The 25,763-nt window shown below is 63.0% G+C and carries 28 protein-coding genes; 22 read left to right on the forward strand and 6 right to left on the reverse strand.

Annotated features, from left to right (window positions below):
- Positions 1-47: 47 nt before the first annotated feature.
- From FGU64_RS02420 to lptF, 3 genes are all read right to left on the reverse strand, one after another.
- Positions 48-2,336, reverse strand: a complete 2,289-nt coding sequence (locus FGU64_RS02420; protein WP_246671314.1) for an LPS-assembly protein LptD — start codon at positions 2,334-2,336, stop codon at positions 48-50.
- A 155-nt stretch (positions 2,337-2,491) separates the two neighbouring features.
- Complete coding sequence (gene lptG / locus FGU64_RS02425) at positions 2,492-3,580, reverse strand: LPS export ABC transporter permease LptG (protein WP_180375617.1); 1,089 nt, start codon at positions 3,578-3,580, stop codon at positions 2,492-2,494.
- Entirely contained in the window at positions 3,577-4,770 is a 1,194-nt protein-coding gene (gene lptF, locus FGU64_RS02430; protein ID WP_139950729.1) for an LPS export ABC transporter permease LptF, read from the reverse strand. Before lptF ends, lptG begins: the two co-directional genes overlap by 4 nt.
- Positions 4,771-5,083: 313 nt before the next feature.
- Here lptF and FGU64_RS02435 point away from each other — a divergent pair, with 313 nt between their 5' ends.
- The 12 genes from FGU64_RS02435 to FGU64_RS02490 all read left to right on the forward strand — a co-directional run bounded on the left by FGU64_RS02435 (position 5,084) and on the right by FGU64_RS02490 (position 14,046).
- Positions 5,084-6,577, forward strand: coding sequence for a leucyl aminopeptidase (locus tag FGU64_RS02435; protein WP_139950730.1), 1,494 nt, complete (start codon positions 5,084-5,086; stop codon positions 6,575-6,577).
- Between the two features lie 13 nt (positions 6,578-6,590).
- Positions 6,591-7,040: a DNA polymerase III subunit chi gene (locus FGU64_RS02440; protein WP_139950731.1), complete on the forward strand. Its 450-nt coding sequence runs from the start codon at positions 6,591-6,593 to the stop codon at positions 7,038-7,040.
- Between the two features lie 40 nt (positions 7,041-7,080).
- Positions 7,081-7,695, forward strand: coding sequence for a hypothetical protein (locus FGU64_RS02445; RefSeq protein ID WP_139950732.1), 615 nt, complete (start codon positions 7,081-7,083; stop codon positions 7,693-7,695).
- Between the two features lie 4 nt (positions 7,696-7,699).
- On the forward strand, positions 7,700-8,557 hold the full coding sequence (locus tag FGU64_RS02450) for a 23S rRNA (adenine(2030)-N(6))-methyltransferase RlmJ (RefSeq protein ID WP_139950733.1): 858 nt from the start codon (positions 7,700-7,702) through the stop codon (positions 8,555-8,557).
- Between the two features lie 92 nt (positions 8,558-8,649).
- The gene (locus tag FGU64_RS02455; RefSeq protein ID WP_139950734.1) at positions 8,650-8,865 is read left to right on the forward strand and encodes a hypothetical protein; all 216 of its coding nucleotides are present in this window, start codon (positions 8,650-8,652) and stop codon (positions 8,863-8,865) included.
- Positions 8,865-9,098 carry an RNA-binding protein gene (locus FGU64_RS02460; protein WP_139955245.1) on the forward strand — a complete coding sequence of 78 codons (234 nt, stop codon included), beginning with the start codon at positions 8,865-8,867 and terminating at the stop codon, positions 9,096-9,098. Before FGU64_RS02455 ends, FGU64_RS02460 begins: the two co-directional genes overlap by 1 nt.
- 65 nt (positions 9,099-9,163) lie before the next feature.
- Positions 9,164-9,799: a hypothetical protein gene (locus FGU64_RS02465; RefSeq protein WP_139950735.1), complete on the forward strand. Its 636-nt coding sequence runs from the start codon at positions 9,164-9,166 to the stop codon at positions 9,797-9,799.
- Between the two features lie 24 nt (positions 9,800-9,823).
- Positions 9,824-10,879: an XRE family transcriptional regulator gene (locus FGU64_RS02470; protein WP_246671224.1), complete on the forward strand. Its 1,056-nt coding sequence runs from the start codon at positions 9,824-9,826 to the stop codon at positions 10,877-10,879.
- Positions 10,880-10,927: 48 nt separating this feature from the next.
- Entirely contained in the window at positions 10,928-11,815 is an 888-nt protein-coding gene (locus FGU64_RS02475; protein WP_210239056.1) for a DDE-type integrase/transposase/recombinase, read from the forward strand.
- A 236-nt stretch (positions 11,816-12,051) separates the two neighbouring features.
- Positions 12,052-12,774: a hypothetical protein gene (locus FGU64_RS02480; protein ID WP_139950738.1), complete on the forward strand. Its 723-nt coding sequence runs from the start codon at positions 12,052-12,054 to the stop codon at positions 12,772-12,774.
- Positions 12,775-12,870: 96 nt separating this feature from the next.
- Positions 12,871-13,317 (forward strand): hypothetical protein, encoded by a 447-nt coding sequence (locus FGU64_RS02485; RefSeq protein WP_139950739.1) that lies wholly within the window; start codon positions 12,871-12,873, stop codon positions 13,315-13,317.
- Positions 13,318-13,446: 129 nt separating this feature from the next.
- Positions 13,447-14,046 carry a glutathione S-transferase family protein gene (locus FGU64_RS02490; RefSeq protein WP_139955246.1) on the forward strand — a complete coding sequence of 200 codons (600 nt, stop codon included), beginning with the start codon at positions 13,447-13,449 and terminating at the stop codon, positions 14,044-14,046.
- Between the two features lie 73 nt (positions 14,047-14,119).
- Here FGU64_RS02490 and FGU64_RS02495 read toward each other — a convergent pair whose 3' ends face one another.
- The gene (locus FGU64_RS02495; RefSeq protein WP_136355704.1) at positions 14,120-14,788 is read right to left on the reverse strand and encodes an outer membrane protein; all 669 of its coding nucleotides are present in this window, start codon (positions 14,786-14,788) and stop codon (positions 14,120-14,122) included.
- Between the two features lie 396 nt (positions 14,789-15,184).
- Here FGU64_RS02495 and FGU64_RS02500 point away from each other — a divergent pair, with 396 nt between their 5' ends.
- From FGU64_RS02500 to FGU64_RS02525, 6 genes are all read left to right on the forward strand, one after another.
- Positions 15,185-15,949 (forward strand): SDR family oxidoreductase, encoded by a 765-nt coding sequence (locus FGU64_RS02500; protein ID WP_139950740.1) that lies wholly within the window; start codon positions 15,185-15,187, stop codon positions 15,947-15,949.
- Complete coding sequence (uvrC, locus tag FGU64_RS02505) at positions 15,946-18,021, forward strand: excinuclease ABC subunit UvrC (protein ID WP_139950741.1); 2,076 nt, start codon at positions 15,946-15,948, stop codon at positions 18,019-18,021. The genes FGU64_RS02500 and uvrC overlap by 4 nt, the downstream gene beginning before the upstream one ends.
- Before the next feature lie 111 nt (positions 18,022-18,132).
- Positions 18,133-18,729, forward strand: coding sequence for a CDP-diacylglycerol--glycerol-3-phosphate 3-phosphatidyltransferase (pgsA, locus tag FGU64_RS02510; protein WP_136355710.1), 597 nt, complete (start codon positions 18,133-18,135; stop codon positions 18,727-18,729).
- 4 nt (positions 18,730-18,733) lie between these two features.
- Positions 18,734-18,985, forward strand: a complete 252-nt coding sequence (moaD, locus tag FGU64_RS02515) for a molybdopterin converting factor subunit 1 (protein WP_136355713.1) — start codon at positions 18,734-18,736, stop codon at positions 18,983-18,985.
- Between the two features lie 4 nt (positions 18,986-18,989).
- The gene (locus FGU64_RS02520) at positions 18,990-19,460 is read left to right on the forward strand and encodes a molybdenum cofactor biosynthesis protein MoaE (protein WP_139950742.1); all 471 of its coding nucleotides are present in this window, start codon (positions 18,990-18,992) and stop codon (positions 19,458-19,460) included.
- A gap of 111 nt (positions 19,461-19,571) precedes the next feature.
- Complete coding sequence (locus tag FGU64_RS02525; RefSeq protein WP_139950743.1) at positions 19,572-20,345, forward strand: YbaY family lipoprotein; 774 nt, start codon at positions 19,572-19,574, stop codon at positions 20,343-20,345.
- Between the two features lie 62 nt (positions 20,346-20,407).
- Here FGU64_RS02525 and ndk read toward each other — a convergent pair whose 3' ends face one another.
- Positions 20,408-20,830 (reverse strand): nucleoside-diphosphate kinase, encoded by a 423-nt coding sequence (ndk, locus tag FGU64_RS02530; protein WP_136355719.1) that lies wholly within the window; start codon positions 20,828-20,830, stop codon positions 20,408-20,410.
- 191 nt (positions 20,831-21,021) lie between these two features.
- On the opposite strand from ndk, the gene FGU64_RS02535 reads away from it, so the two are divergent.
- A complete protein-coding gene (locus FGU64_RS02535; RefSeq protein WP_139950744.1) occupies positions 21,022-21,579 on the forward strand; it encodes a dihydrofolate reductase family protein in 558 nt (185 codons plus the stop codon).
- A 31-nt stretch (positions 21,580-21,610) separates the two neighbouring features.
- On the opposite strand, the gene FGU64_RS02540 is transcribed toward FGU64_RS02535, so the two are convergent.
- Positions 21,611-22,303, reverse strand: coding sequence for a glutathione S-transferase family protein (locus FGU64_RS02540; RefSeq protein WP_139950745.1), 693 nt, complete (start codon positions 22,301-22,303; stop codon positions 21,611-21,613).
- A 56-nt stretch (positions 22,304-22,359) separates the two neighbouring features.
- Here FGU64_RS02540 and FGU64_RS02545 point away from each other — a divergent pair, with 56 nt between their 5' ends.
- From FGU64_RS02545 to FGU64_RS02555, 3 genes are read left to right on the forward strand one after another with little or no spacing between them, the layout of a single operon-like run.
- Positions 22,360-22,872: a DinB family protein gene (locus FGU64_RS02545; protein ID WP_139950746.1), complete on the forward strand. Its 513-nt coding sequence runs from the start codon at positions 22,360-22,362 to the stop codon at positions 22,870-22,872.
- Positions 22,873-22,924: 52 nt separating this feature from the next.
- Entirely contained in the window at positions 22,925-24,802 is a 1,878-nt protein-coding gene (locus tag FGU64_RS02550; protein ID WP_139950747.1) for an ABC-F family ATP-binding cassette domain-containing protein, read from the forward strand.
- Between the two features lie 59 nt (positions 24,803-24,861).
- Positions 24,862-25,725: a class I SAM-dependent methyltransferase gene (locus tag FGU64_RS02555; RefSeq protein ID WP_230978691.1), complete on the forward strand. Its 864-nt coding sequence runs from the start codon at positions 24,862-24,864 to the stop codon at positions 25,723-25,725.
- The last annotated feature ends 38 nt before the right edge of the window (positions 25,726-25,763 follow it).

Here is a 25,763-nt window from a genome sequence, read left to right on the forward strand (position 1 = left end):
TGCATGCCTGCTCTATGCGGCGAAAGCATGTCGACAGGATTGGCGCCTTATTCCGTGAAGCTGCTCGACGAGGTACCGAAGTCGCCGAGGGTCCGGAACGACAGGTTGAAGCCGATGCTCTGGGTCGGCTCCGCTCTTATCTTGGTGATGGGGTCGGCAGTCTGGTTCTCGGAGAAGGACATCATATAGGTGAAGCACTCGTCGTCGTAGGCGAAGCCGATCCCCTTGTTGGTGATGAGGTCGGTGTGCAGATCGTAGGTGCCGGATCCGAAAACGCGCCAGTTCTGGTTGATCCGCGCGCTGCCGCCGAGGGTCACCTCCTCGCGGTCGTAGGGAAGACCGTAGAGCGGCTGGCTTTCGATGAACGCGTACTGAGCGCTGACCGAAACCGGAAAATCGCCGCTGTAGGCGAGTTTGACCTCGGTGCGTCGGGATTCGAACGTATGCTCGTCGAACCTGCCGCTGAGTGAGGCCGAGAGGCCGCCCGGTGTCGTTGCGCCGATCAGTCCGACGAAATCCGACGTGGCTGTTTCGAGGCCGGATTCGGCGCCGGCATTCACCAGATCGGGTGAGTTGAAGGAATTCACTCCGGCGAGCTGATAGGACTGGCCGAAGATCGCGTTCGTCGTCCAGCCGTTGTCGTAGCTGCCGGAATAGCGCACACCGACATTGGCGCGGGTGCCGCCCTCGATGCGGTCGTAGCCGGAGAATTTGTCACGCTCGAACAGCGTCGAGGCGTCGAAGACGAAACTCTGCGCGTCTTCGTTGGGAATGGCCAGGCCACCGATATACTGCTCGTTCGGCCGCACGAAAAGTTGCGCCATCGGCTCGACGATGTGCGACGAGCCGACGCCTGAGAAGAGCACCGGCCAGCGCAATTCCAGGCCGGCGGTCGCCATATAGCGGGCGAAGGAGGAGCGCATGTCGGCAGTGGTGTTGATGGCCGGGTTTGCGGCCATCTGGTTTACCGCGGCCAACGAACTTCCCGAAACCGAGACGTAGTCGACATCGCCCTGGAAGGCCAGGAGCGGCGTGACGACGAGCCCGCCGTCCGTGATCAGCGAGCGCTTCCATTCGATTTCGCCCGTCAGTCGGCCTGAATTGCCCGCCAGGCCACTCACGCGCTGAACGTCGGTGGTCGTGACGTACGGCGTGGAGAAGGCGCGGCTAAGCCGATCGCGCTGCAATATGCGCGTGTTGACGTTCACCGAAAGCTGGCCGCCTGCAAGCGGCATATCGGGAATATAGGCATAGTCGATCGACGGCAGGACCCAAGGCTGCGAAGGATCGCGTGCATAGGGGCTGTCATCGCCGTTGGCGAGCTTGTCCGGCGTTGATTCCTGCACTTCGAAGTGCATCACGCGCGCATCGAAGTAATTCCGGTCGTTCAGGCCGGTCAGATAAACTTCCGAACGATGGACGGTGTCGGCATAACCACCGATGTGATACGTGCTGGAGAAGTTCTTGTCGGTCTGGAGCATGACGTTCCAGCCGAAGTTCCAGCGCGAATTGATGGCGAACTGGCCCTTCGTGCCCATCATGCCACGTAGCTTGTTGGGATCGCCCGCCGGTCCCGAATCGACCGTGCCGGCGTCGAAGGCGTCGGGCTTCTGCTGCGAGATGCCGGCGATCTTGATGCTGTATTCGCCGGTGTTGAAGCGTTGGCGCCACTCGGCCTCACCGAGGAAGCCCTGCTTGGAATAGTAGGTTCCGCGCGCGGTGAGATCGTAGGTGGGCGACAGCGCGAAATAATAGGGAATGGAAGCGCCGAAGCCGAGCTTGCTGCCATAGGCTATGCCGGGCATCAGGAAGCCGCTTTTCTGCTTCACCGTCGGGTCGGCGATCTCGAAGGCCGGCAGATAGGCGATGGGGAAGCCGAAGAATTCGAAGTTGGACTGCTCGAAGCGGACGGTGTGCGTTTCGCCGTTCCAGACGATCTTGCGCGCTTTCACCCGCCAGATCGGCGGCTTGTTCGGCTTGTCTTCGCAAGGCTCGCAGGCGGTGTAGACGCCGTTGTGGAACGTCGTCAGCACGCCGCCCATGCGCTCGGCGCTCTCGGCGCCGAAATAGGTCTTGTCCGGCGTCTCGACACGCAACGCATTGACGAAACCGTCGGCGAAATCGTCGGTTATGTCGATATGGTCGGAGTTGATCTTGGTCCCGTCGCTCTGGACCATCTGGGCGTTGCCGGTGGCGACCAGCCGCCGGGTCTTGCGGTCGTACTCGACCCGCTGTGCCACAAGGCGGTTGCCGCCGTATTCGATCTGCACGCCGCCGACGGCGGTCACCGTCTGGGCGTCGTTGTCGTAGACCAGTGTGTCGGCTTCAAGAAGCATCTGCGAGCCGGCGGGGACGCTGGGGGCGAGTTCCACCGCCTGGGCAAATGCAGGCTGCGCACCCAGGCCGCAGGCGAGCAGGCACGCCACGGCGCTCACTCCGCACAGGAGCGCGCTTCGGACCGGCTTACGGTTTTGCAAAACCGCCCCTCTCACTAGCCGTCTTCCTTGTACAACAGGAACGTCACCCCGAAAAACATCGCCACCACGACCGGAAACCAGGCCGCGACGACGGGCGGCACCAATCCGGCCACCCCGAACGCCTTGACAAGGACCGACACGACATAAAGCAGAAACCCGGCCACGATGCCACCTAAAATCATCGTACCCGACTGCCCCATTCTTGCAAATCGCATCGATACGGTCGCCGCGATCAGCGTCATCGCCACCAACAGGAAAGGCAGCGCCAGCAGCGAATCGAACTGCATGGCGAAAGCATTTGCCTTGGCGCCGAACGAGCGGGCAACCGCAATCTTGCCCGGCAGGTCATAAAAAGGGATCGTCTCCGGTTGGGCGAGGCGGTCCTGGACGAACTCCGGCTTCAGATCCGTGGCGATCCTGTCGTTATCCTTCCTGGACACGGAACCGTTGGCGTCGAGCACGGTCACGTCCTGCAATTCCCAGTAGCCGTCGCGCAGATAGGCGTGGCGTGCGTCCTTGCGCGTGACGATGTTCCCGTCTCCGTCGAACTGGAAGAACGAGGCGTCGGCCATCTCCAGGCCTTGCGACAGGATCGCGCGGGCGCCGATGATGGTGTCGCCTTCGCTGGTTTTTTGCCGCAGCCACGGGACGGCGGCGGCGGTCACCTCGTTGGAATAGCCCGAGCGCAGGTCGCTTTCGATCGTCTCCGAGCGGGACAGGCCATAGGCTGCGAGCGGGTTCATGACACCGACCGCAAGGACGCCGAAAGCCAGCGCGCCGATGCAGGCGGGCAGCAGGAATTGCCAGGCGGATATGCCAGCAGAGCGGGCGATCACCAGTTCGTATTTGCGGTTGAGCGACACCAGCATCGCCATGGCCGAGAACAGGCCGACGAAGGGCACCATCTGCAACGTCAGCATCGGCGCCCGAAGCGCCGATATCGTCAACGCGATGACATAGGTGAAGCCGGGCAGGCGCGCCGTGCGGCCTGCCAGTTCGGTGAAATCGATGAGGAAGATCAGCGCCGCGATGCCGAGGAAGAACCACGCGGTGATCGCCACGTAGCGGAAGAAGAAATATCGTCCCAGCGTCCAGCCCATCACGCGGCTCCTCCGCGTGTTCGACCAAGGCTGGCCCGCAGCGCCGAGAGCCGCCGACCGGCGGTCCGGCCGAACTCCGTCAGTGCGTCTGTCCAGCCGACGGGCAGTTCCATCGCCTTCTGGCGGTAGATGAACCAGACGCAGATCAACGACATCACGATCGGCATCGCCGCCATGGCGTAGTTGAATATGGGGGTAGTCTTGGCCTTGCCCTCGAAGAAGAAGGTCAGCCAGAAGGTCAGCAGCGCGATGGTAATGGAGGTCACCAGCGGATGCAGGCGCGCCTCCCGGTGCGAGCGCGCGTCACCGGCCACCGCCAGCGCGATCAGTGCGAAAGTGATCGGGAAAAGCCAGTCCGAGAACCGCTTGAAGAGCTCCGTCCTATAAGCGCCTGGCTCGTGCTGGAAAATGGAATCGTTCGGGTCCGGATTAAGTAGATATGTGGTCGTCTGATCCTTTGGCAGCAGGGTCTGGCGCTCCGCATCGGCCGAGAACGCCGAAAGATCGAACGCGTAGGAGGTGAAGTGGATGACCGAGACCTCGCCGGATGGCGTCTTGCGGTGGACGACGCCGTCGCTCATCAGCAGCACCTTCTCGTCCTTCCGGTCGACGATGGCGCCCCGCTTTGCGTAATAGACGAGATCGACGCCTTCCTCGCGCGAATCGGCCACGAAGATGCCGCCGAGCTGATTGTCGGGCAGCCGTTCGCCGACCTGCAGGAACAGCCCGTCCTCGACCTTGCGGAACGTCCCTTCCTGGATGACGAGCGACAAAAGATCGGCGCGGGCGGACGCGACGAGTTCGCGGTTCTTCTGCCTGGCATAGGGGTCGACGCCGTTGTGCACGACGAAGCACAGGATGCTGGCGCAGAGCGCCAAAAGCAGGACCGGCCGCGCCACCATCAGGCGCGAGGCGCCGGCGGCGTTGATGACGACCAGTTCCGAATCGGTGTTCATCACGCTCAGCGTCTGGGCGACCGCCACCACCACCGAGAACGGCACGACGATCGGCACCACTGACGGGATGATGAGCGTGGCGACCTTGAAGAAGGTCAGCGCCGATTGTCCGCTGTCGGTGACGAGGTCGATGCGGGCGAGCACCTGCGTCGTCCAGACGATCGCCAACGTCCACGCCAGCGCGCCCAGGAAGAGCACGAGCGCACGCTGCAGGATGTAGCGTTCAACGACCTTCATTCAGGATTGTTCTTCTCGAGCGATCCAACCGGTAGCCTCTTGGCGGAAAATAGCTTTCCGGCGATGCGCGCACAACCGGAGCCAGCTGGTTCCTGTTTCAACGATGATGTCCCCGGCAGGCCAAGTCTCGGCAATATTGGCTAAGAAAGGGCCAATATCCTTGGTTAACAGAGGGTTGCGGCCGAAATGCGCACCGGAACGCGATCGAACAGGGTAGGGGACGAGCGCGCCGTCACATTTGTTGACGCCTTGCAAAACGCCGCAAAACCGCCAAAGGTCGCGCCTCGACCCCGACCATCGCAGCAGGTTATCCATGAGCGCCCAGCCTTCCGTTTCCTTCGCCAGATTCGCCGTGCCGCGCAAGGGGACGGTCTTCGTCCTCTCCGCCGAAGGTGGCGGTTTGGGAGAGGCTGCCAAGGCATGCGATCCGTCCGGCGTGCTGGCGCGCGCCGCGTCGATAGCGGAATTCACCGGCAAACCGGGCAGCAGCCTCGATGTGCTGGCGCCTGAGGGCAGCGGGCTCGACAGGCTGGTGGCGATCGGCATCGGCAAGGCGACCGCGCTCGGCGAGCACGACTGGCTGAAACTCGGCGGCGCGGTCGCCGCCGGTCTGCGCAAGGCAAGCGAGGCGACGGTGGTGCTGGACGTGCCGGGAGCCGACGTCGGGTCGGAACAGGCGGCAAATCTTGCCGCCGGCATCCTGCTGCGCAGCTATGCCTTCGATAAGTACAAGACCCGCAAGGACGACGCGGAAGGCAAGACGGCGAAAAAGCCGGCCCGCATCACCATCCAGACCGGCAATCCGGCCGGCGCGAAGAAGGCCTTCGCAGAGGTTGAGGCGGTGGTCGGCGGCGTCCTGCTCGCGCGCGACCTTGTCAACGAGCCGGCCAACACGCTTGGCCCGCTCGAATTCGCCGCGCGGATCAAGGAACTGGAAGCGCTCGGCGTCACCGTCGAGGTCCTGACCGAGAAGGAGATGAAGAAGCTCGGCATGGGCTCCCTGCTTGGCGTCGCGCAGGGGTCGCCACGCGGCGCTCGCCTGGCCGTCATGCAATGGAGGGGCGGCAAGGCGAAGGACAAGCCGGTCGCTTTCGTTGGCAAGGGCGTCACCTTCGACACCGGCGGCAATTCGATGAAAACGGCCTCCGGCATGGAGGACATGAAGGGCGACATGGGCGGCGCCGCGGCCGTCACCGGCCTCATCCACGCCCTTGCCGGCCGCAAGGCAAAGGTCAATGCGGTCGGATTGGTCGGCCTGGTGGAGAATGCTGTCGACGGCCACGCCCAGCGGCCGGGCGACATCGTCACCTCGATGTCGGGCCAGACCATCGAGGTGCTGAACACCGACGCCGAGGGCCGTCTGGTGCTCGCCGATGTGCTTTGGTACTGCCACGACCGCTTCCAGCCGAAGTTCATGGTGAACCTGGCGACGCTGACGGGCGCCATCATGGTGGCGCTTGGGCAGCATTATGCCGGCCTGTTCTCCAACGACGACGAGCTGGCGGGGCGGCTGACCGAAGCCGGGCAGGCGACGCAGGAGCGCGTATGGCGCATGCCGCTCGGCCCGGAATACGACAAGCTGATCGAGTCCCGGAACGCCGACATGAAGAACATCGGCGGCCGCTACGGCGGCGCCATCATCGCCGCCCAGTTCCTGCAGCGCTTCGTCAAGGACACGCCATGGGCGCATCTCGACATCGCCGGCACGGCGATGGGCGCGGTGGCCAGCGAAATCAACCAGTCATGGGGGTCGGGCTTCGGTGTACGGCTGCTCGACCGCCTCGTGCGCGATCACTACGAGGGCTAAGCCGCATTCCGTCATGGCCGATGTGCTGTTCTATCATCTGACCGAATCGACGCTGGAGGATGCGCTACCCGGCTTGCTGGAGCGCTCCGTCGCGCGCGGCTGGCGCGTGGCGGTGCAGACCGGCACCGAGGAACGGCGCGATGCGCTGGACACGCATCTGTGGACGTTCCGCGACGATTCCTTTCTCGCCCACGCGACCGATCGCGAACCTCATCCGGCCGAGCAACCGATCCTGTTGACCACCGGCGAGGACAACGCCAACCAGGCCCGCATCCGCTTTCTGGTCGACGGCGCCTTGCCGCCGGCGCTCGACGGCTACGAGCGCGCCGTGTTCATGTTTGACGGCCACGACGCGGCGCAGGTCGAGGCGGCGCGGGGGCACTGGAAGGCGATGAAGGCCGCCGGTCATGCGGTGACCTACTGGCAGCAGGGGCCGGATCGCCGTTGGGAGCGTAAGGCCTAGCCATGGCGCAAATGCCGAAACCCGATCGTCAGGCGGCCATATGCGTCTCGTATTCCTGATCGTCTTCCTGGCCGGCATCGCGCTCGCGGGCTCCAACTGGCTGGCCAGCCAGGTGCTCAGCCGCGATATCGGCCGCTGGCGCCTCTATGACGCCGGGACCGGCCCGCTGCCGGCGCAACTGACCCTGACTGATAAGGATGCGCCGCTGCGTGTCGTCGTCGATCTCGGCGTGGCCGGCCTTCAGGCCATGCGGACGGGCAGGGCCGTCGTCACGCTGACGGCGGCGACGGACGGCAGGACCGTTCTCGCCAAGGCGATGGATTTCGCCGGGGCGCAGCCGCGCGACACCAACATCCAGATGCAGGAGCGGGCTTTCATGAAGACGGCCGGCATCATCGATCCCGTCGTTTCCGGCACCTACATCTTCACCGCCGGGCTGGGCGATGCCGAGGGCGTGTCGATCCGCTATGCCGATCTCGTGCTGCGGCACGAATGGGGCGTGGCGGACCCGCGTTACCAGCCCATCGGCTATGCGTTGATGGCGGTCGGTTTCATCGGGCTGGTGCTGGCGTTTGGGCGCGGCGGCGGCCGTCCGCAGAATCCCAATTCGCAGCCGCCGCCACCCCGCTGGGGCCGGGGCGGCGCTTCGGCGTGATCCGATGAACTATCGCCACGCCTACCATGCCGGAAACTTCGCCGATGTCGTCAAGCACGCCGTGCTTGCCCGGCTGGTCGAATATCTGAAGCAGAAGGACAAGGCTTTCCGGGTCATCGACACCCATGCCGGCATCGGGCTCTACGATCTGGCCTCCGTCGAGGCGCAAAAGACAGGGGAGTGGCACGACGGCATCGGACGCCTGCTGGACGCTGCGATCGAGCCGAAGGCGCTGGCTCTGCTCGCGCCCTATCTGGACGCGGTGCGCGCCTGCAATCCGCAAGGCGGACTGTCGCGCTATCCGGGCTCGCCGCTCATCGTGCGCCATCTGCTGCGCAGGCAGGACCGGCTGTCGGCGATCGAATTGCATCCCGACGACGCGGAACGGCTGAAAACCCGCTTCGAGGGCGATTTCCAGGTCCGAGTCATGCAACTCGATGGTTGGCTGGCGCTGGGCGCACATCTGCCGCCCAAGGAAAAGCGCGGCCTGGTGCTGGTCGATCCGCCATTCGAGGAGCAGGGCGAGTTCGCCCGAATCGTCGACGGTCTCATAAAGGCGCACAGGCGCTGGCCGGGTGGGCTTTATGCGCTCTGGTATCCGATCAAGGATGACGACGCGGTCGCCGCGTTCCGGCGGGACCTTGCCGCGAGCGGAATCGCGAAAATCCTCGATATCCGTTTCGAGGTGAGGGCGCCGGCGCCGGAGCCGCGCCTGTATGGCTCGGGAATGGTCGTGGTCAACCCGCCCTTCACGTTGGAGAAAGACCTGCGCGGCCTGCTGCCGACCTTGTACCGGCTGTTGGCCGAGGAGGGCAGCGCGCAATGGGCGCTGGAGTGGCTGGCCGGCGAGAAAATCCGGTAGTGTCTCAGTTTGAAATTTGATGCCGGAAACGCGGTTGTCGCACCCCGGTCCGAACTCCTATATGCTTACCGGAAAGCATGGGAGTTGTATGAATGTCCATCAAAGCAAGACGCCCCAAAATTGCACAAGGCGATGAACACCTCGCGTTGCGCCTTGGTATGGCTGTTGCCTATCAATGGGATTATCTGCCGAAAGAGGCGCAGGCGACCATCATTGAGCAGGCTACCTTTGTCGAAATGCCACCTATCCAGGTCCAGCAAAGACAGTCGTTAGAAGCGTTCATTCGCCAGCATAAGGCAGTGGATTGATGCCAACCGGACCTAAAGGCCAGAAGCGCCCCGCCGACGTGATCGGCAACGCTGTCCGCGTCATGCGCATTGCCACAGGCGAGGAAACCGACGACGTACAGGACGACGGCAAGAGCGCCGCCGCCAAAGAGCTTGGTTCGAGGGGCGGGAAGAAGCGCGCCGAGAACATGACACCGGAACGGCGCGCGGAGATTGCGAGGAAGGCGGCGGAAAGTCGGTGGAAGAAGCAGTGAGGGCTTGACCATGTTAATTTTTTCTTCCACAAAAGAGGGGGAAAAAATTAACATGAGATCGATTCGTGCCGCACGTTGTTTCTCAGGATTATGAAGTCGGTTCCCGCCTCAATCATTTTGGCCTGACGGCTGGCGAGTTTATCGAGGTGGCGAAGCGCGCGGTCGCCGCCAAAGCAAGCTTTGTCCTCAATATGCCGCGCAATGCAGCGGGACAGCTTTCTTACATCCATGGCACTTGTGCCCTTCGCGACATACTGAGACTGAAGGGTTGGGAGATTGACTGCACCGGCAACATTGAAGCGATCTATAACCCCAAGACTGGGATGAAGATCGTTTTCCAGAATGTGGACAGCGCCTGTGAAGACGCGCGCGACCCGAAAGCCATCTCTGACAAAGGGCCGGCAGCTACGCGGGCGGTCGATCTCGGCCAGAAGAACTTGTTCCCTGAGTTTGATGCAGAAGACGAGCGGCGCAAGTCGCGCGAAAATGCCTCGCTCTGGTATTTCTGCGTCCATATCAACGGCGATGATGTTCGGGCGGAGCTCTCGTTCCCGAAGAGCATTGAGGAAAAACAGTTCAAAGGATTCAACGAACGAATTTACATCATCAAGCCGGGCGAATGGGCGAGCATCATACCCAAGAAGGACGACGACGAAACCCCTGCCCAGGATTTCGAAATCAACGTTACACGCAAGAAATAGCAAGCCATGTTTAGTGGTCAGCGAATGAGCCTCGCCCGAAAACGGCGAAGGCTCACCAGCAGAGGATTCGCTCAACTCCTTGGCATGTCGCCAGTTACAGTGACGCGGCTTGAGGGAGAAAAGAATGAACCCTCTGCCGAGACGGTCGATGCAATCGCGGCAGTCTTACGATTTCCGCGCGAGTTCTTTTTCGGCGACGACATTGACGAGGTCACCAGGGACGCGGCCAGCTTTCGCAGCCTGACGACAATGACAGCCCGCGAGCGCGATGCAGCGCTTGCATCTGGGTCGTTCGCGTATCTCCTTTCAGATTATATCTCAGAGAGATTCAACCTGCCCGAGCCAGACTTGATAGATTTGGCACACGAACGCGATCCGGCGGCGGCGGCGCGAACGCTTCGTGAGGTGTGGGGATTGGGCGAACAACCAGTTAGCAACATGATCAAGTTGCTGGAGTCGAAAGGCGTGCGCGTGTTCTCTTTGGCCGAGAACACCAAGAACGTGGACGCCTTTTCGTGCTGGCGGAACGATGTTCCCTACATTTTCCTGAACACCTTTAAATCGGCGGATCGCAGCCGGCTAGATGCTGCCCATGAGCTGGCGCATTTGGTACTGCACAGGCATGGCGGACCTCAGCAAGGACGGGAAGCCGAGATCGAAGCTAATAGCTTCGCATCCTCATTTTTGATGCCTGTTGCTGACATCAAATCTCGCGTCCCTTCGGTCGCGCGACTAGACGAACTCGTTACCGCTAAGAAGCGTTGGGGCGTCTCTACGGCGGCGTTGGCTTACCGGCTGCACAAGCTCGGAATACTTAGCGATTGGCAATACCGGACCTTCTGCATCCAGATGAATGAGCGCGGCTATCGTCACAACGAACCGAATAGCGTCCCGCGCGAGGAATCCGTTGTGTGGAGGTCTGTCTTCACGACGCTCTGGAGCGAGAAGATCCCTAAACACCGCGTTGCGGCCGATCTTTACCTGCCGCCAGACGAACTTGAAAACTTGGTGTTCGGATTGACAGGCGATCCCGCTCCACCGGACAGGCCAACAGGCCGGCCGAATCTGCGCGAGGCTTGATGAACTTTAATGCTTGACACTAAGCATAAAAGTTCAGATATTAGGGGCATGAACAAGTTGCCCCTGAAAACCCGCGTCCAAATCCTCACGATGCTTTGCGAGGGATCGTCCATGCGATCGATCTCCCGCGTTGCCGACGTGTCGATCAACACGGTTTCGAAGCTTCTGGTCGATGCCGGCAAATTCTGCGCCGATCTACATGACCGCGAAGTTCGGAACGTGCGGGCGAAACGGGTGCAGGCCGACGAGATTTGGTCATTCGTCGGCGCGAAGGCGAAGAACGTAGCGACCATGAAGCAGCCGGTCGATGGCGCTGGCGATGTGTGGACCTGGACCGCCTTGGACAGCGACAGCAAGCTTATCGTTTCGTGGCTGGTCGGCGGTCGCGATAGCGAATATGCGCTGGCGTTCATGGAAGATGTCCGCGACCGCCTCGCCAATCGCGTCCAGCTTACAACCGATGGCCATCGCGCCTATCTCAATGCGGTCGAGGAAGCCTTTGGTGCTGATATCGACTACGCGATGCTTGTGAAGCAGTACGGCGAGCCAGCAAGCAACAAGTCGCCGGAACGCCGCTACAGCCCGGCTGTCTGCACTGGTGCTGTCAAGACGCGCATTGAAGGCTCGCCCGACATGGCGAATGTCAGCACATCGCATGTCGAGCGCGCCAATCTCACCATGCGCATGGCAAACCGCCGCTTCACGCGCCTCACCAATGCGTTCTCAAAGAAGTTCGAAAACCATGTCCACATGGTCGCGATCTACACGGTTTGGTACAACTTCATCAAAATGCACAAGACGCTGCGCATGACTCCGGCTATGGCCGCTGGCGTTGCCGATAGGCTCTGGTCGATGGATGATCTTTGCCAGATGATGGATGCAGTTGCGCCCAAGCCCGGCCCGCGCGGTCCCTACAAAAAGCGGATTTCTAGCTAAGGCCGAGAATTCTTCCCAGTTGAAATGCTGCATCTTCTGAGGGTAGCTTCGCGAGTATACACACATCTGAATTGTGCATTCGCGTCGTCTTTTGATACAAGAAGTAACCGATAGAATCGGCAGCATCCATATTGTGCGCCGCAGCAATATCTGCGGTGATCGGGGCGATTATCAGCCTCTCGCCATTCTGGGTTTCGCCGCTGAGAAAGTAATCCGCCATTGGGGGGCCTTTCTGTATGACTGAGAAAACGACACATCGAGAAGTGAAGCACCCGCGCTTGTCCGACAACAAACTCGCGGACTACATGGCTGCCTCAGAACAAGCCCGACGCGGCATTCTGCAAAGCTGCAAGTACCAGCGGAAAACCGCCATTATCCAGCATCACGACGCGAGGAGAATGGTAGCAGAATCAATGATTAACGGCAATGTTGACGCCGAGAAACTGAAGAAAAAACTTGATATCTATGAAGGCAAGATAACAGACACAGACTTTGAAGAAGAAGTGAAAGGGCACAATATAGACTACGTTAAAAGTGTGTTAACCATGGGGTTTGAGTCAATTAAAGGTTCCGATTTCGAACGATGCAAGACTCAGTTGAAGCTTGATTTCAACGGTACGGACATATCGTTCTTCCCGGATGTTCTGGTCGCCCGAACCAATCAGCGGAACAACCGCAAGATCGGGGCGCTCAACCTGCGCTACAGCAAGTCCGCAAAACTGCCCGAGGCAACGGCTCGATACCAGTCGGCGTTAATGTTTGGCGTGTTTCGGGATCACCCATTTGAGCCGGAAGCTACGCCCGAACAGGCGCTTTGCCAGACCTTGGACGCCTTCAATGGTAAGGTCTATCCTGCCCCGACGAACTCGATTTACTTGTTCAACGAAATGGCCGCTGTCTGCGCTGGCATCGCGGAACGATGGCCGAACATACCGCCACCGTCTGGCGCGATCTTCTGACATTCAAATTTCAAACTGAGACACTACCGAAAATCCATACCGCTTGACCGCGAGGCACTTGCTGCGCACAGTGCGCGAATATCGCAAGAGGCCGTCATGACTCGCTTCGCTCGCACCCTTCTCGCCGCGCTGATCGGCGCCGTCGCACCGCTCTCCATCGCGCCGCCCATCCATGCGGCCGACCTTCCGGCCTATGTCGATGAAGGCGACACCGGCGTGTGCTCCGAACCTTGGGTCCTCAACCGCATCACCAGTCGCTTCCGCTACCAGGTGCAGCATGTGCCGCACCTGCCGGATGTCGAGATCGTCGATTTCCGCCGTATCCACCAGCATCGCTATCTGCCGGCGCTGGGCGAGAAGCGGCCGATCGCGCGGCGCTATTGCGGCGCCAGGGTCGCCCTGTCGGACGGGCGTGAGCGCGCCGTCTGGTATCTGGTCGAGGAAGGCCAGGGCTATGCGGGCATGGGCGACAATGTCGAGTTCTGCGTGTCGGGCTTCGACCGCTGGATGGTCTACAACGGCCATTGCCGCGTGCTGCGCTAACCGCAGACCTGATTATTAGCGCGGGCCGGCGGGCTCCGGGCAATTCGTCTGGCGGGCCATTTTCGCTGCGCTGGCCTTTGCCGGTTCCGGCAAGGCGGCCGATGAATGCGCGCCCGCAGAATCCCGGAGATCCCGATGCAGCTTTTCTACGCTTCCGCTTCGCCCTACAGCGCCAAGGTCCGCATGGCGGCCGTCTATGCCGGTGTCGCCATCGAGGCGGTGCCGACCAAGACCGACGACGAGCCGCCGGCGTTGTTGTCCGCCAACCCGCTCGGTAAGATCCCGGTCTTGCTGCTCGATGACGGCCAGGCGGTCTTCGACAGCTGTGCCATCACCCAGTACCTTAACCGCTTGTCGAAGAACGCGCTGTTCCCGCGCAACCCGGCCAAGCGCACGGAAGCCGAAGTGCTGGAGGCGCTTGCCGACGGCATTTGCGACAGCACGCTTGCCATGGTCTACGAACGCCGCTACCGGCCCGAGGAAAAGGTTTCGCAGCCGTGGCTGGACAAGCAGTGGAGCAAGATCGGCCGCGCGCTCGACATGCTCAACGCCAATCCGCCCAAGCTGCCGAAGAAGATCACCGCCGGCCATATGGCGCTGCGCGCAGCACTCGGCTATCTCGCTCTCCGCTTTGCGGGGAAATGGGAAAAGGGCCGGAGCCGGTTGGTGCGCTGGGCCGCCCGCTTCGACGAGAAGTTCCCCGAGCTGAAAGCCTGCATTCCCGCCTGAAGTGAAATCGGCGTCATGCAAAGAAAAAGCCGGGCGCAGGGCCCGGCTTTTCCACTCGCATACTTTTACGTACTCAGAACTTCATACCGACGCCGAACATGATCCGGTTGTCGGTGTCCTTGACCTTGCCGACATTGTCGAAGGTCGCCGAACCGAAGTCCGTGTAGCGGTACTCGACACGGCCGAACACATTGTCGGTGAACTTGATGTCCGCGCCGGCACCGGCGGTCCAGCCGAACATGCCCTTGCTGGAGCTGGTGCCGAGCACTTCGTCGGTCACCTTCAGGTTCTCGCCTGCGCCACCGGCCGTGCCATAGAGCAGGATGTCGGGGCTGACGGCGTAGCCGAGACGGGCGCGGATCGAGCCCTCGAACCCGGATTCGGACTTGTAGAGGTCGTCGGACCTGCCGTCCTTGCCGTTGTAGCCGAGGTCACCTTCGATACCGTAGACGAAGTTGTCCATCTGCCAGTTGTAGCCGGCGAAAGCGCCGCCCACGAAGCCGTCGGTCTTGACGCTGGTGCCGATGTCGGGAAGCTTGGTCTTGCCCGAGAAATCGTAACCGATCTGAAGACCGGCATAGGGACCAGCCCACGACGCCACGGGGAGTTCGGCGATCGGGGCGGGCGCCGGCGGTTCTTCCGTCGCAATGGCATCGGCGGCATAGGCGGGGATCACGCCCACGAGAGCCGTCAGACCCAGTGCCGCAGCGAACGGCCGCGCGAATTTGAGGTTGGCTTGCATTGTCATACTCCTTAGCCGCACACAGGGCTTTGTTGTCATGAACGCCCCCGAAACCGTCCGGGGGGAGAAACGGTCGCGGCGTTCATCGGTTCCGGAATGTGGGCAGGAAATGCGGCTGAAGCGAACCTGAACTTGGGTCATTCCCCGGCACGAATGAGGCTGAAGCTTGACGTTGCGATTCCGCAACAGCCATGTCAGGAGACTGTCGGCCGGTGGACTGGAGCCCGCTTGGTGCAAGGGGTTGCGGCGCCTATATAGCTTCCAGGGTCGCCACCGATGCCCGGGTCCGGCAGGCCTGAAAAGCAGTTTCGCCACATTCTTGCCCCAAGAAATAACGGAAGTTTGCGCCGGCACGTCATATTTCCCGGGCGCGGTGTGCAGAAAGGAGCTTGACCGATGAACGACGCGACCGCCACGGCGCTGGTGACGGGCGGTGCCAGGCGCATCGGCCGGGCGATCGTCGAGGACCTTGCCGCGCATGGTTTCGCCGTCGCCATCCATTCAAATGCTTCGGCGGTCGAGGCCGAGCAATTGGCCGATTCGATCAACCACGCCGGCGGCAGGGCTGCGGCACTTGTCGCCGACCTGACCGACATGGCCGCGACGGACGGGCTGGTCGCGGCGGCTGAGGCGGCACTGGGACCGGTGACGCTGTTGGTCAACAACGCCTCGGTGTTCACCGACGACAGTGTGCAGGACTTCGACTGGAGTGGCTGGGACCGGCACTTTGCCCTGCATGTGAAGGCGCCGGCGCTGCTGGCGCGGCGCTTTGCCGAGGCTTTGCCTGCCGATCGCGAAGGATTGATCGTCAACATCGTCGACCAGCGCGTCTGGCGCCTGACCCCGCGTTATTTTTCCTACACGCTGTCGAAGGCAGCACTTTGGACGGCGACGCAGACCATGGCGCAGGCGCTGGCGCCGCGCATACGCGTCAACGCCATCGGGCCGGGGCCGACTCTGAAGAACACGCGCCAGGAAAACGCCGATTTCGCCGCTCAGGTGGACGGGCTGATCCTGAAGCACGGCCCCGAACTCGCGGAATTCGGCGCGACGATCCGCTATCTGTGGGAAGCGCGTTCGGCGACCGGGCAGATGATCGCTCTTGACGGCGGCCAGCATCTTGCGTGGCAGACGCCGGATGTGACAGGCATGATGGAATGAATGCAAACGGTTCGAGACGCGGAACGCGGGGCCTGACGGCGTCCGAGGACTTGCCGGATACCGACTTCGAAGGTGACGACGACGCCGGCGAGGAGATTGCCGTGCCGTCCGGACCGGACGTCGCCTTCACGGCGCTCGACTGGACGGCCCGTGCGGAGGACGCCGGCGACGGCAAGGTCGGCGCCGAGGTGATCCAGGCGCTGGTCAAGCGTTTGCCCAACGCGCCCGGCGTCTACCGCATGATGAACGCCGCCGGCGACGTGCTCTATGTCGGCAAGGCGCGCAGCCTGAAGAAGCGCGTGACCCAGTATGCGCAGGGGCGATTCCACACCAACCGCATCGGCCGCATGGTGCGCGAGACGGCGACGATGGAGTTCGTCGTCACCCGCACCGAGATCGAGGCGCTACTTCTTGAAGCCAATCTTATCAAGCGCCTGCGCCCGCGCTTTAACGTGCTTTTGCGCGATGACAAGTCGTTTCCCTATATCCTGTTGACCGCCGACCATGCGTCGCCCGGCATCTACAAGCATCGCGGCGCGCGCTCGCGCAAGGGCGACTATTTCGGCCCGTTCGCCTCCGCGCAGGCGGTCGGCCGCACTATCAATTCGTTGCAGCGCGCCTTCCTGCTCAGAAGCTGCACTGATTCATTCTTCGAGAACCGCACGCGGCCCTGCCTGCTGTTCCAGATCAAGCGCTGCGCCGCTCCCTGCACCGGTGAGATCTCGCACGCCGCCTATGCCGGACTGGTGGAGGAGGCCAAGGAATTCCTCTCCGGCCGCAGCCAGAAGGTGAAGACGGAGATGTCGGCCGCCATGCAGCAGGCGGCCGAGGGTCTCGACTTCGAGCGTGCCGCCGTTTTCCGCGATCGTTTGGCGGCGCTTTCGCACGTACAGAGCCATCAGGGCATCAACACGCAGGCGGTGGAAGAGGCCGATGTCTTCGCCATCCATCAGGAGGGCGGCCAGGTCTGCATCCAGGTGTTCTTCTTCCGCACCGGCCAGAACTGGGGCAACCGCGCCTATTTTCCGAAAGCCGATCCGGCACTGGAGGCCTCCGCCGTCCTCGGCTCCTTCCTCGCCCAGTTCTACGATGACAAGCCGACGCCGCGCGCCATCCTGCTTTCGCATGCCGTGGACGAGCAGGAATTGCTCGCCGAGGCGCTGTCGGCGCGCGCCGGCCGCAAGGTAAGCGTGACCGTGCCGCAACGCGGCGACAAGAAGGACCTGACCGATCACGCGTTGCAGAACGCCCGCGAGGCGCTCGGCCGCCGGCTGGCCGAAACCTCGACGCAGGCGCGCCTGCTCTCCGGTCTGGCCGACACGTTCGGGCTGGAGAAGCAGCCGGAGCGCATCGAGGTCTACGACAACTCCCACATCATGGGCACCAATGCGGTGGGCGCGATGATCGTCGCCGGCGCCGAGGGCTTCGTGAAGAACCAGTACCGCAAGTTCAACATCCGCTCGACCGACATCACCCCTGGCGACGACTTCGGCATGATGCGCGAGGTCATGCAGCGGCGTTTCTCGCGCCTCATCAAGGAACATGGCGACCAGATGCCGGGCGGCGAGGCTTCGGCGGAGGATACGGCCGAGGACGACGTGGCCGGTAACGGCTTCCCGGCATGGCCCGACGTGATCCTGATCGACGGCGGGCAGGGGCAGATGACGGCGGTGCGCGCGATCCTGGCCGACCTCGGCATCGAGGATCGGGTCGCCGCCATCGGCGTCGCCAAGGGGCAGGACCGCGAGGCCGGCCGCGAACGCTTTTTCGTGCAGGGCAAGCCGTCCTTTACGCTGCCGGTGCGCGACCCGGTGCTCTATTTCATCCAGCGGCTGCGCGACGAGGCGCACCGCTTCGCCATCGGCTCGCACCGGGCGCGGCGCAAGAAGGAGATGGTCAGGAACCCGCTCGACGAGATCGCCGGCATCGGGCCTGGTCGCAAGCGCGCGCTTCTCCTGCATTTCGGCACCGCCAAGGCGGTCAGCCGCGCGGCGATGGAAGACCTGATGACGGTGGAAGGCATTTCGGAGTCCGTCGCGCGCACCGTCTACAACCACTTCCACGAGGGCTGACGGCGAGAATTCGCCGCTTGGCGCGGCATTTGCGCTCGCCAGCTGAATTCGCCAGTTGACCCCCGATAGGCGCTTCTGGTTTGAGTACGTAGCGACGAATGAGTTTTGACGATGGCCAAGCGCGCATTCAACCTGCCCAATATCCTCACCTATGCCCGCATCATCGCGGTGCCGCTGGTGGTGTTGTGCTTTTTCCTCGAAGGTCACCTGAAGTCGAGCGATTTCGCCCGCTGGTCGGCGCTCGTCATTTTCATCGCGGCCTCCGTGACAGACTATTTCGACGGCTATCTGGCGCGCGCCTGGCAGCAGACGTCGAACATCGGCAGGATGCTCGATCCCATCGCCGACAAGCTGCTCGTGTCGACGTGTCTGTTGTTGCTGGCCGCCGACACGGACCGTCACGCCGGCATTGCAGGCTGGTCGCTGTGGGCGGCCATCATCATCCTGTGCCGGGAAATCCTGGTTTCCGGCCTGCGCGAATATCTGGCGGCGCTCAAGGTCTCGGTTCCCGTCACCAAGCTCGCCAAATGGAAGACGACCATCCAGATGGTTGCCATTGCCTTCCTGTTGGTCGGCCCCGCCGGTGACAAGATTTTCCCCTACACCACGCAAGTCGGCCTGGTGCTGTTGTGGGTGGCGGCGGTGGTGACGCTCTACACCGGCTACGACTATTTCCGCGCCGGGTTGAAGCATATCGTCGACGAGTAGGGCTATGAAACTCGTCTATTTCGCCTGGGTGCGCGAACGAATCGGCAAGCCGCAGGAGGACGTCGATCTTCCGGCGAGCGTAAAGACGGTCGCCGACCTGCTTTCGTGGCTGCGCACGCGCGGTGAGGAATACGAGCACGCGCTTCAGCACCAGAAGATCATCCGCGTGGCGATAGACCAGGAGCATGTCGAACACGGCGAGACGATCGCCGGCGCGCGCGAGATCGCCCTTTTCCCGCCAATGACGGGCGGCTGAGGCGATGTCCGGCGCGGTCCGCCCGACGATCCGCATCCAGGTCGGCGATTTCGACACGGCGGCCGAGGTGGCGGCCATGACCCAGGGGCGCACCGACATCGGCGCCGTCGTCACCTTCTGCGGCCTCTGTCGCGACGAAGGCGGACAGCTTTCTGCGCTGGAGCTGGAACATTATCCGGGCATGGCCGAGGCCGAGATCGGCCGCATCGCCACGGAAGCGGTCGGGCGCTGGCCGTTGCAGGGCGTGACCGTCATCCATCGCTACGGCCGCATGAAGCCGGGCGACAACATCGTGCTTGTCGTCACGGCTTCGACGCATCGGCAGGCCGCTTTCGAGGCGGCCAGCTTCCTGATGGATTATCTGAAATCACGCGCGCCCTTCTGGAAGAAGGAGCACGGCGCCGACGGCACCGCAGGCGACTGGGTCGATGCCAAGGAGGCCGACGACGAGGCGGCGGCGCGCTGGCGCCGTTAACGGCGCCACCATGCTGGCGCCCGTAATGGCGCCACCACTCAAATTTCCTTTTCCGGTCACGGTTTACCCGCAATCGTCCGATCATCCTGTCGGCGACAAAGGAGACTGCCCATGCTGGACCGGATCGCCGAGTTCTTCGTCTTCGGCCTTGTGCCGCTGGCTGTCGGCATGCTGGCGACGCCGGTTGCTTCGGTGGCCGCCGAACAGGTGCTGAAAGGCGAGGTCGTCTACCGCGAGCGCATCGCCTTGCCGCCCGGTGCCAGGGTGACGGTGCAACTCACCGACGTCTCTCTGGCCGATGCGCCGGCGGCGATCGTCGCCGAGCAGAAGATCACGCCGACCGGTCAGGTTCCGATCCCCTTCGAGCTCAAGTTCGATACCTCGGCGATCCTTGAAAAGAACACCTACGCCTTGCAGGCGCGCATCGACGTCGACGACAAACTGATGTTCATCAACGACGAAAGGCACCAGGTCGATCCGCTGGCCGCCGACGGACCGCAGACGATCCTGGTCAAGATGGTCAAGCAACAGGCGGACAGCGCCGACGCGGCCTCGATCTTCGATCAGACCTGGGCTTTGACCTTCATCGACGGCCTGGGCGCCATCGAGGGATCGAAGGCCACCTTCCGGGTCGAGGAAAACGGCAAGATCACCGGCCGTGCGCCGTGCAACGGCTACTTCGCCAGCGCCGAGATCAAGGGCAAGGAGATGACCATCGCCAAGCCGGGCGCGACGATGATGGCTTGCGAAGAGGCGCTGATGAAGCAGGAGCAGGCGTTTTTCGCCGCTTTCGAGAAGGTCGCCGGCTTCAAGGTCGAGAACGGCGCCCTGATGCTGACGGCGCAGGACGGCCGCGTGCTGCTGAGGTTCGCGGCGACGGCTTGACCGTTCCCCAACAAAAAAGCCGGGCAGGGCGCCCGGCTTTGTTTGCGGTCCGATCCGTCGGATCAGCCGACGATCTCGGTGTCGGAGAACCAGAAGCGGATTTCCTGAGCCGCCGTCTCGGGCGCATCCGAACCGTGCACCGAGTTCTCGCCGATCGACAGCGCATGCACCTTGCGGATGGTGCCTTCGGCCGCGTTGGCCGGGTTGGTGGCGCCCATCACTTCGCGGTTCTTCGCGATGGCGTTTTCGCCTTCCAGCACCTGCACCACCGTTGGCGCGGACGACATGAACTCCACCAGTTCCTCGAAGAAGGGGCGGCCCTTGTGGACGGCATAGAAGCCTTCCGCCTCGCGACGGCTCATCCATACGCGCTTGGAAGCGACGACGCGCAGGCCGGCCTCTTCCAGCATCCTGGTGATGGCGCCGGTCAGATTGCGCTTGGTCGCGTCGGGCTTGATCATCGAGAAGGTGCGTTCGATCGCCATGGGAAGTCCTTGCAGATTGGATTGGACGGATTGGATTGATTGGAGTGGCGGCTCTATACAAGCCGCCCCGCATATTGCCAAGGGGAGACGGCTTTCATCGGGCCGCATCGGGTCAGTGCATGCGGTGCTTGCGTGCAGACCATGTTTTGCTAAACTGATTGCATTTCGCAATTGGTTTAAGGAGAGCTGCGATGGGCAGGATCGTCTTCGGCATGATGTTGTCGCTGGACGGCTACATCGCCGGTCCGAACGGCATCACCGATCTGCCGGAACCGGAGCCGGAGTTGCACTGGTATTTCAACAGTCTGGTGAAGCGGACTGCCGTTTCTCTTTACGGTCGCCGCATGTACGAGACCATGAAGGTCTGGCAGGACTTGGACAGCCAACCGGATGTCTCGGAGGTGTTGGCCGACTTTGCACGCGCCTGGCGCGCCGTGCCGAAGGTCGTCGTCTCGACCACGCTGACGGAGGTGGGGCCGAATGCCCGCCTTGTGCGCGACGATGTCGAGGCGGCGGTCCGCAAGCTCAAGGCCGACACGCAGGGCGAGATTGCCGTTTCCGGTGCTGTCTTGGCCGGCAGTCTTTCGAAACTCGGCTTGATCGACGAGTACCAGCTCTTCTTCCGACCTGTCGTCGTGGGCGGCGGCACGCCGTTCTTCGAGCTGGGCACGCAACTGAACCTGAAGCCGCTCGGCTGGGAGGAGCTTCCGCAGGGCACGAGGCTGTTGCGCTACGGCCGGGAAGATTGATCGCCGGCAGGTCGCATGATCCGGACCGTACTCAGGCCGCGGCCGGCGTGGCGCGGCCAACTCCGCCGTGCAGGTCCAGGCAGCGCTCGAACCACGGCAGGATCGGATCGCCGGACTGTAGGAATTCGTAGGTGGATGTCACCCGCACCCATTGCAGCGCGCCGAAGACGATGTAGTCGGCAAAGAGCGGCCTCTCACCGCCGATGAAAGGCTGATATTCCAGCATGCTGCGCAACGGCACCAGCTTCTTGCGGAAAGCGGCGAGATGGGTGTCGCGCTCGGCTCCGACCGCCTCCAGCGTCTTGCCGTAGCGCTCTTCGCGGCTTTCACGGAAATAGACGCCGTTCTCCTCGTCCTGCAGCCGGTAGATCTCCATGAGCGCGGCCGAACCGAGGAAGGGATGCAGTTGCGTCTGCGACCAGCGCTCGACGAAGCGCGCCATAGCCTTGCCGCCGTCGCCGCCGAACAGGGTCGGGCGCTCGGGATAGGCATCTTCCAGGTAAAGCGCGATGGCGAAGGAATCGGCCACCACCCGCTTGCCGTCGCGGATGACGGGTACCGTCTTGGAGATGCCGCCTTCCACCTTCGGCACCTCGATGAAGCGCGTCGGCACGGCGCGGTAGTCGAGCCCCTTGTGGGCGAGCGCCATCCTGGCCTTCCAGCAATGAGGGCTGAACGGGCGCTGGGTATCGGTCGGGACGAGATCGTAGAGAAGAATGGTCATTGGCGGCAACGGCCTCAAGGGTTAGGTATGCGCGCAAACGGCGCACGAGGAATTCGATGAAGCAGCATTTCATGATGTTCGCGGCCTACAATCAATGGGCCAACGAGCGCATCTACGATGCCGCGCTCGACCTCACCGACGAGGAGTTCAGCCGGCCGGTCGGCGCCTTTTTCGGTTCGCTGATGGGCACCTTGAATCATCTCCTGGTGGCGGATCGGATCTGGATGAAGCGGTTCACCGGCGAAGGCGATGCGCCGGCCACGCTCGACACGATCGTCCATCGCGCGCTCGGCGCCCTGCGCATGGCGCGCGAGGTGGAGGACAGGCGCATCGTCGAATGGGTCGGCGACTTGAGCGAAAAGGCGCTGGCCGGGCGCTTCACCTACATGACCGTGACCGACATGCGCACCGTCTCGCAGCGGCTGGCGCCGGCGCTGTCTCACCTGTTCAACCACCAGACGCACCACCGTGGCCAGGCGCATACGATCCTGGCGATCCTCGGTCGTCCGTCCGTCACGCTCGACCTCGTCTACTTCCAGCGCACGGAAGAGGGCAGGGCTTTCGCCTGAGACGCCGGTCGCCCTTGCGAAGTTGGCGGGGGCATGCAAAACCCCGCGCGCCATGCTGACCATAAACGACCTTTCGCTCCGCATCGCCGGGCGCCTGCTTCTCGACCATGCCTCGCTGACGCTGCCGGCGGGCACCAAGGCCGGGCTTGTCGGCCGTAACGGCACCGGCAAGACGACGCTGTTTCGCGCCATCACCGGCGATATGCCGACCGAGACGGGCTCAATCGACCTGCCGAAGAACACGCGCATCGGCCAGGTGGCGCAGGAAGCGCCCGGCACCGAGGAGCCGCTGATCGAGATCGTGCTGAAAGCCGACAAGGAACGCGCGGCGCTGCTGGAAGAGGAAAAGACCGCCACCGATCCGCACCGCATCGCGGACATCCATATCCGCCTCGCCGATATCGACGCCCATTCGGCCGAATCGCGCGCCGCCACCATCCTGGCCGGTTTGGGCTTCGACGACGACGCGCAGCGGCGCCCGGCCTCGTCCTTTTCCGGCGGGTGGCGCATGCGCGTGGCGCTCGCCGCCGTGCTGTTCTCGCAGCCGGACCTCCTGCTGCTCGACGAGCCGACCAACTATCTCGACCTCGAAGGCACGCTGTGGCTGGAGAACTACGTCGCGAAATATCCTCACACCGTGCTTTTGATCTCGCATGACCGCGACCTCTTGAACCGCGCCGTCAATTCCATCGTCCACCTCGACCAGAAGAGGCTGACGTTCTGGCGCGGCGGCTACGACCAGTTCGAACGCCAGTGGACCGAACAGCGCGAGTTGCAGGAAAAGAGCCGCGTCAAGCAGGAAGCCGCGCGCAAGCATCTGCAATCCTTCGTCGACCGCTTCCGTGCCAAGGCGTCCAAGGCGAGGCAGGCGCAGTCGCGCATCAAGGCACTGGAGAAGATGAAGCCGATCGCCGCTCTCGTGGACGACACCGTGCGGCCGTTCTCCTTCCCCGAGCCGGTCAAGACGGTCGCCTCGCCCATCGTCGCGCTGTCGGGCGTCGATGTCGGTTATGCGCCGGGCAAGCCGGTGTTGAAAAAGCTCACCCTGCGCATCGACAACGACGACCGCATCGCGCTGCTCGGTGCCAACGGCAACGGCAAGTCGACCTTCGCCAAGCTGCTCGCCGGCCGCCTGAAGGGCGAGACGGGCACGATCACAGTGGCGCCCGGCCTGAAGGTGGCGATCTTCGCCCAGCACCAGCTCGACGATCTGCGCCCTGAGGAGAACGCCTACGAGCACGTGCGCCGGCTGATGCCGGAAGCGCCTGAATCGAAGGTGCGCGCCCGCGTCGCCAATTTCGGCTTGGCGACCGAGAAGATGAACACGGCCGCAAAGGACCTGTCCGGCGGCGAGAAGGCGCGGTTGCTGATGGGATTGGCGGCCTTCGAAGGGCCGAACCTGTTCATCCTCGACGAGCCGACCAACCACCTCGATATCGACAGCCGCGAGGCACTGGTGCACGCGCTGAACGACTTTCCCGGCGCCGTCATCCTGATCTCGCACGACAGGCATCTGCTGGAGGCGACGGCCGACCGGCTGTGGCTGGTCAAGGACGGCACCGTCGCGCCCTATGACGGCGACCTCGACGACTACAAGACGCTGGTCACGGGTGTCTCGGTTAACAGCCGCGAAAAGCGCGAGGCGGAGAAGGCATCGAAAGCCGACCGGCGCCGCGAGGCGGCGGCCCGCCGCGCGGCACTTGAGCCGCTGGCCAAGGAAATCCGCACCACCGAGGGGCTGATGGAGCGCCTGCGCAAGCGCATCGACACGATCGAGGATCAGCTCGCCGATCCGGCTCTGTACGAGAAGGACCCAGTCGGCGCCACACGGCTCGCCAAAGAACGCTCCGACCTTTCCGGCCAGCTCTCCCGCCACGAGGAAAAGTGGCTGGAGATGAGCGCGGAATACGAGGAGGGGATTGCGGAGTAATCTGTCGGAGCCGGACCTCATCGCCGGCCCATGCCGCCAGGCAATCCAACTCGCCGCCCGTGGCGAGTCGTGATACGTTACCCGCACCGGTGCGGGATGGGCGACAGCCACGGGTGGCCTCCATGCCTACGCATGATCCGAATCTGTGGGGCGCGGGCGACGCCTATGAGCGGTACATGGGCCGGTGGAGCCGGGGGATCGCTCCCATCTTCATACGATGGCTCGAGGTCGCGCCCGGCGCACGATGGGCCGACATCGGTTGCGGTACGGGCGTTGTGACATCGGCCATTCTCGATGCCTGCCAACCTTCCGAAGTTGTTAGTATCGACAGTTCGGGTGTGTTTTTGCAATCGGCTGCGGCGAACGTTGCCGATCCGCGCGTGTCCTTCAGGCAGGGCAACGCCCAGGCAATAGCGGAGCCCGATGGCGGATTTGACGTGGCGGTGTCGGGACTGGTGCTCAACTTCGTTGCCGAGAAGGATGCGGCGATCCGGGAGATGGCGCGTATCGTCCGGCCGGGCGGCACCGTCGCCTTGTATGTCTGGGACTATGCCGGACACATGCAGGTGATGCGCAGGTTCTTCGATGTCGCGACCGTCCTCGACCCGGCGGCGGCCGACTACGACGATGGGACAAAGGCGCCGATCTGCCGGCCGCAGCCGCTTATGGAAATCCTGACGCGTTCCGGTTTGCATGATGTCGAGGTCCGTGCGATCGACATTCCGGCGGCGTTCGACAGCTTCGACGACTACTGGGCGCCGTTTCTGGGCGGCACGGGATCGGCGCCGAAATATTGCATGTCGCTTGACGAGCCGGCGCGCGACCGCCTGCGACAGGAGGTGCGGCGGCGACTGCCGACCGGTCCCGATGGCGAAATCCTCTTGTCCATAAGGGCATGGGCGGCGAAGGGGCGCGTGCTTTGACAATGATGTCGCCGGTCGCTGGCCCTACACCACTGGCC

The sequence above is a fragment of the Mesorhizobium sp. 8 genome, from assembly GCF_006351905.1.
Lineage (GTDB): Bacteria > Pseudomonadota > Alphaproteobacteria > Rhizobiales > Rhizobiaceae > Mesorhizobium > Mesorhizobium composti.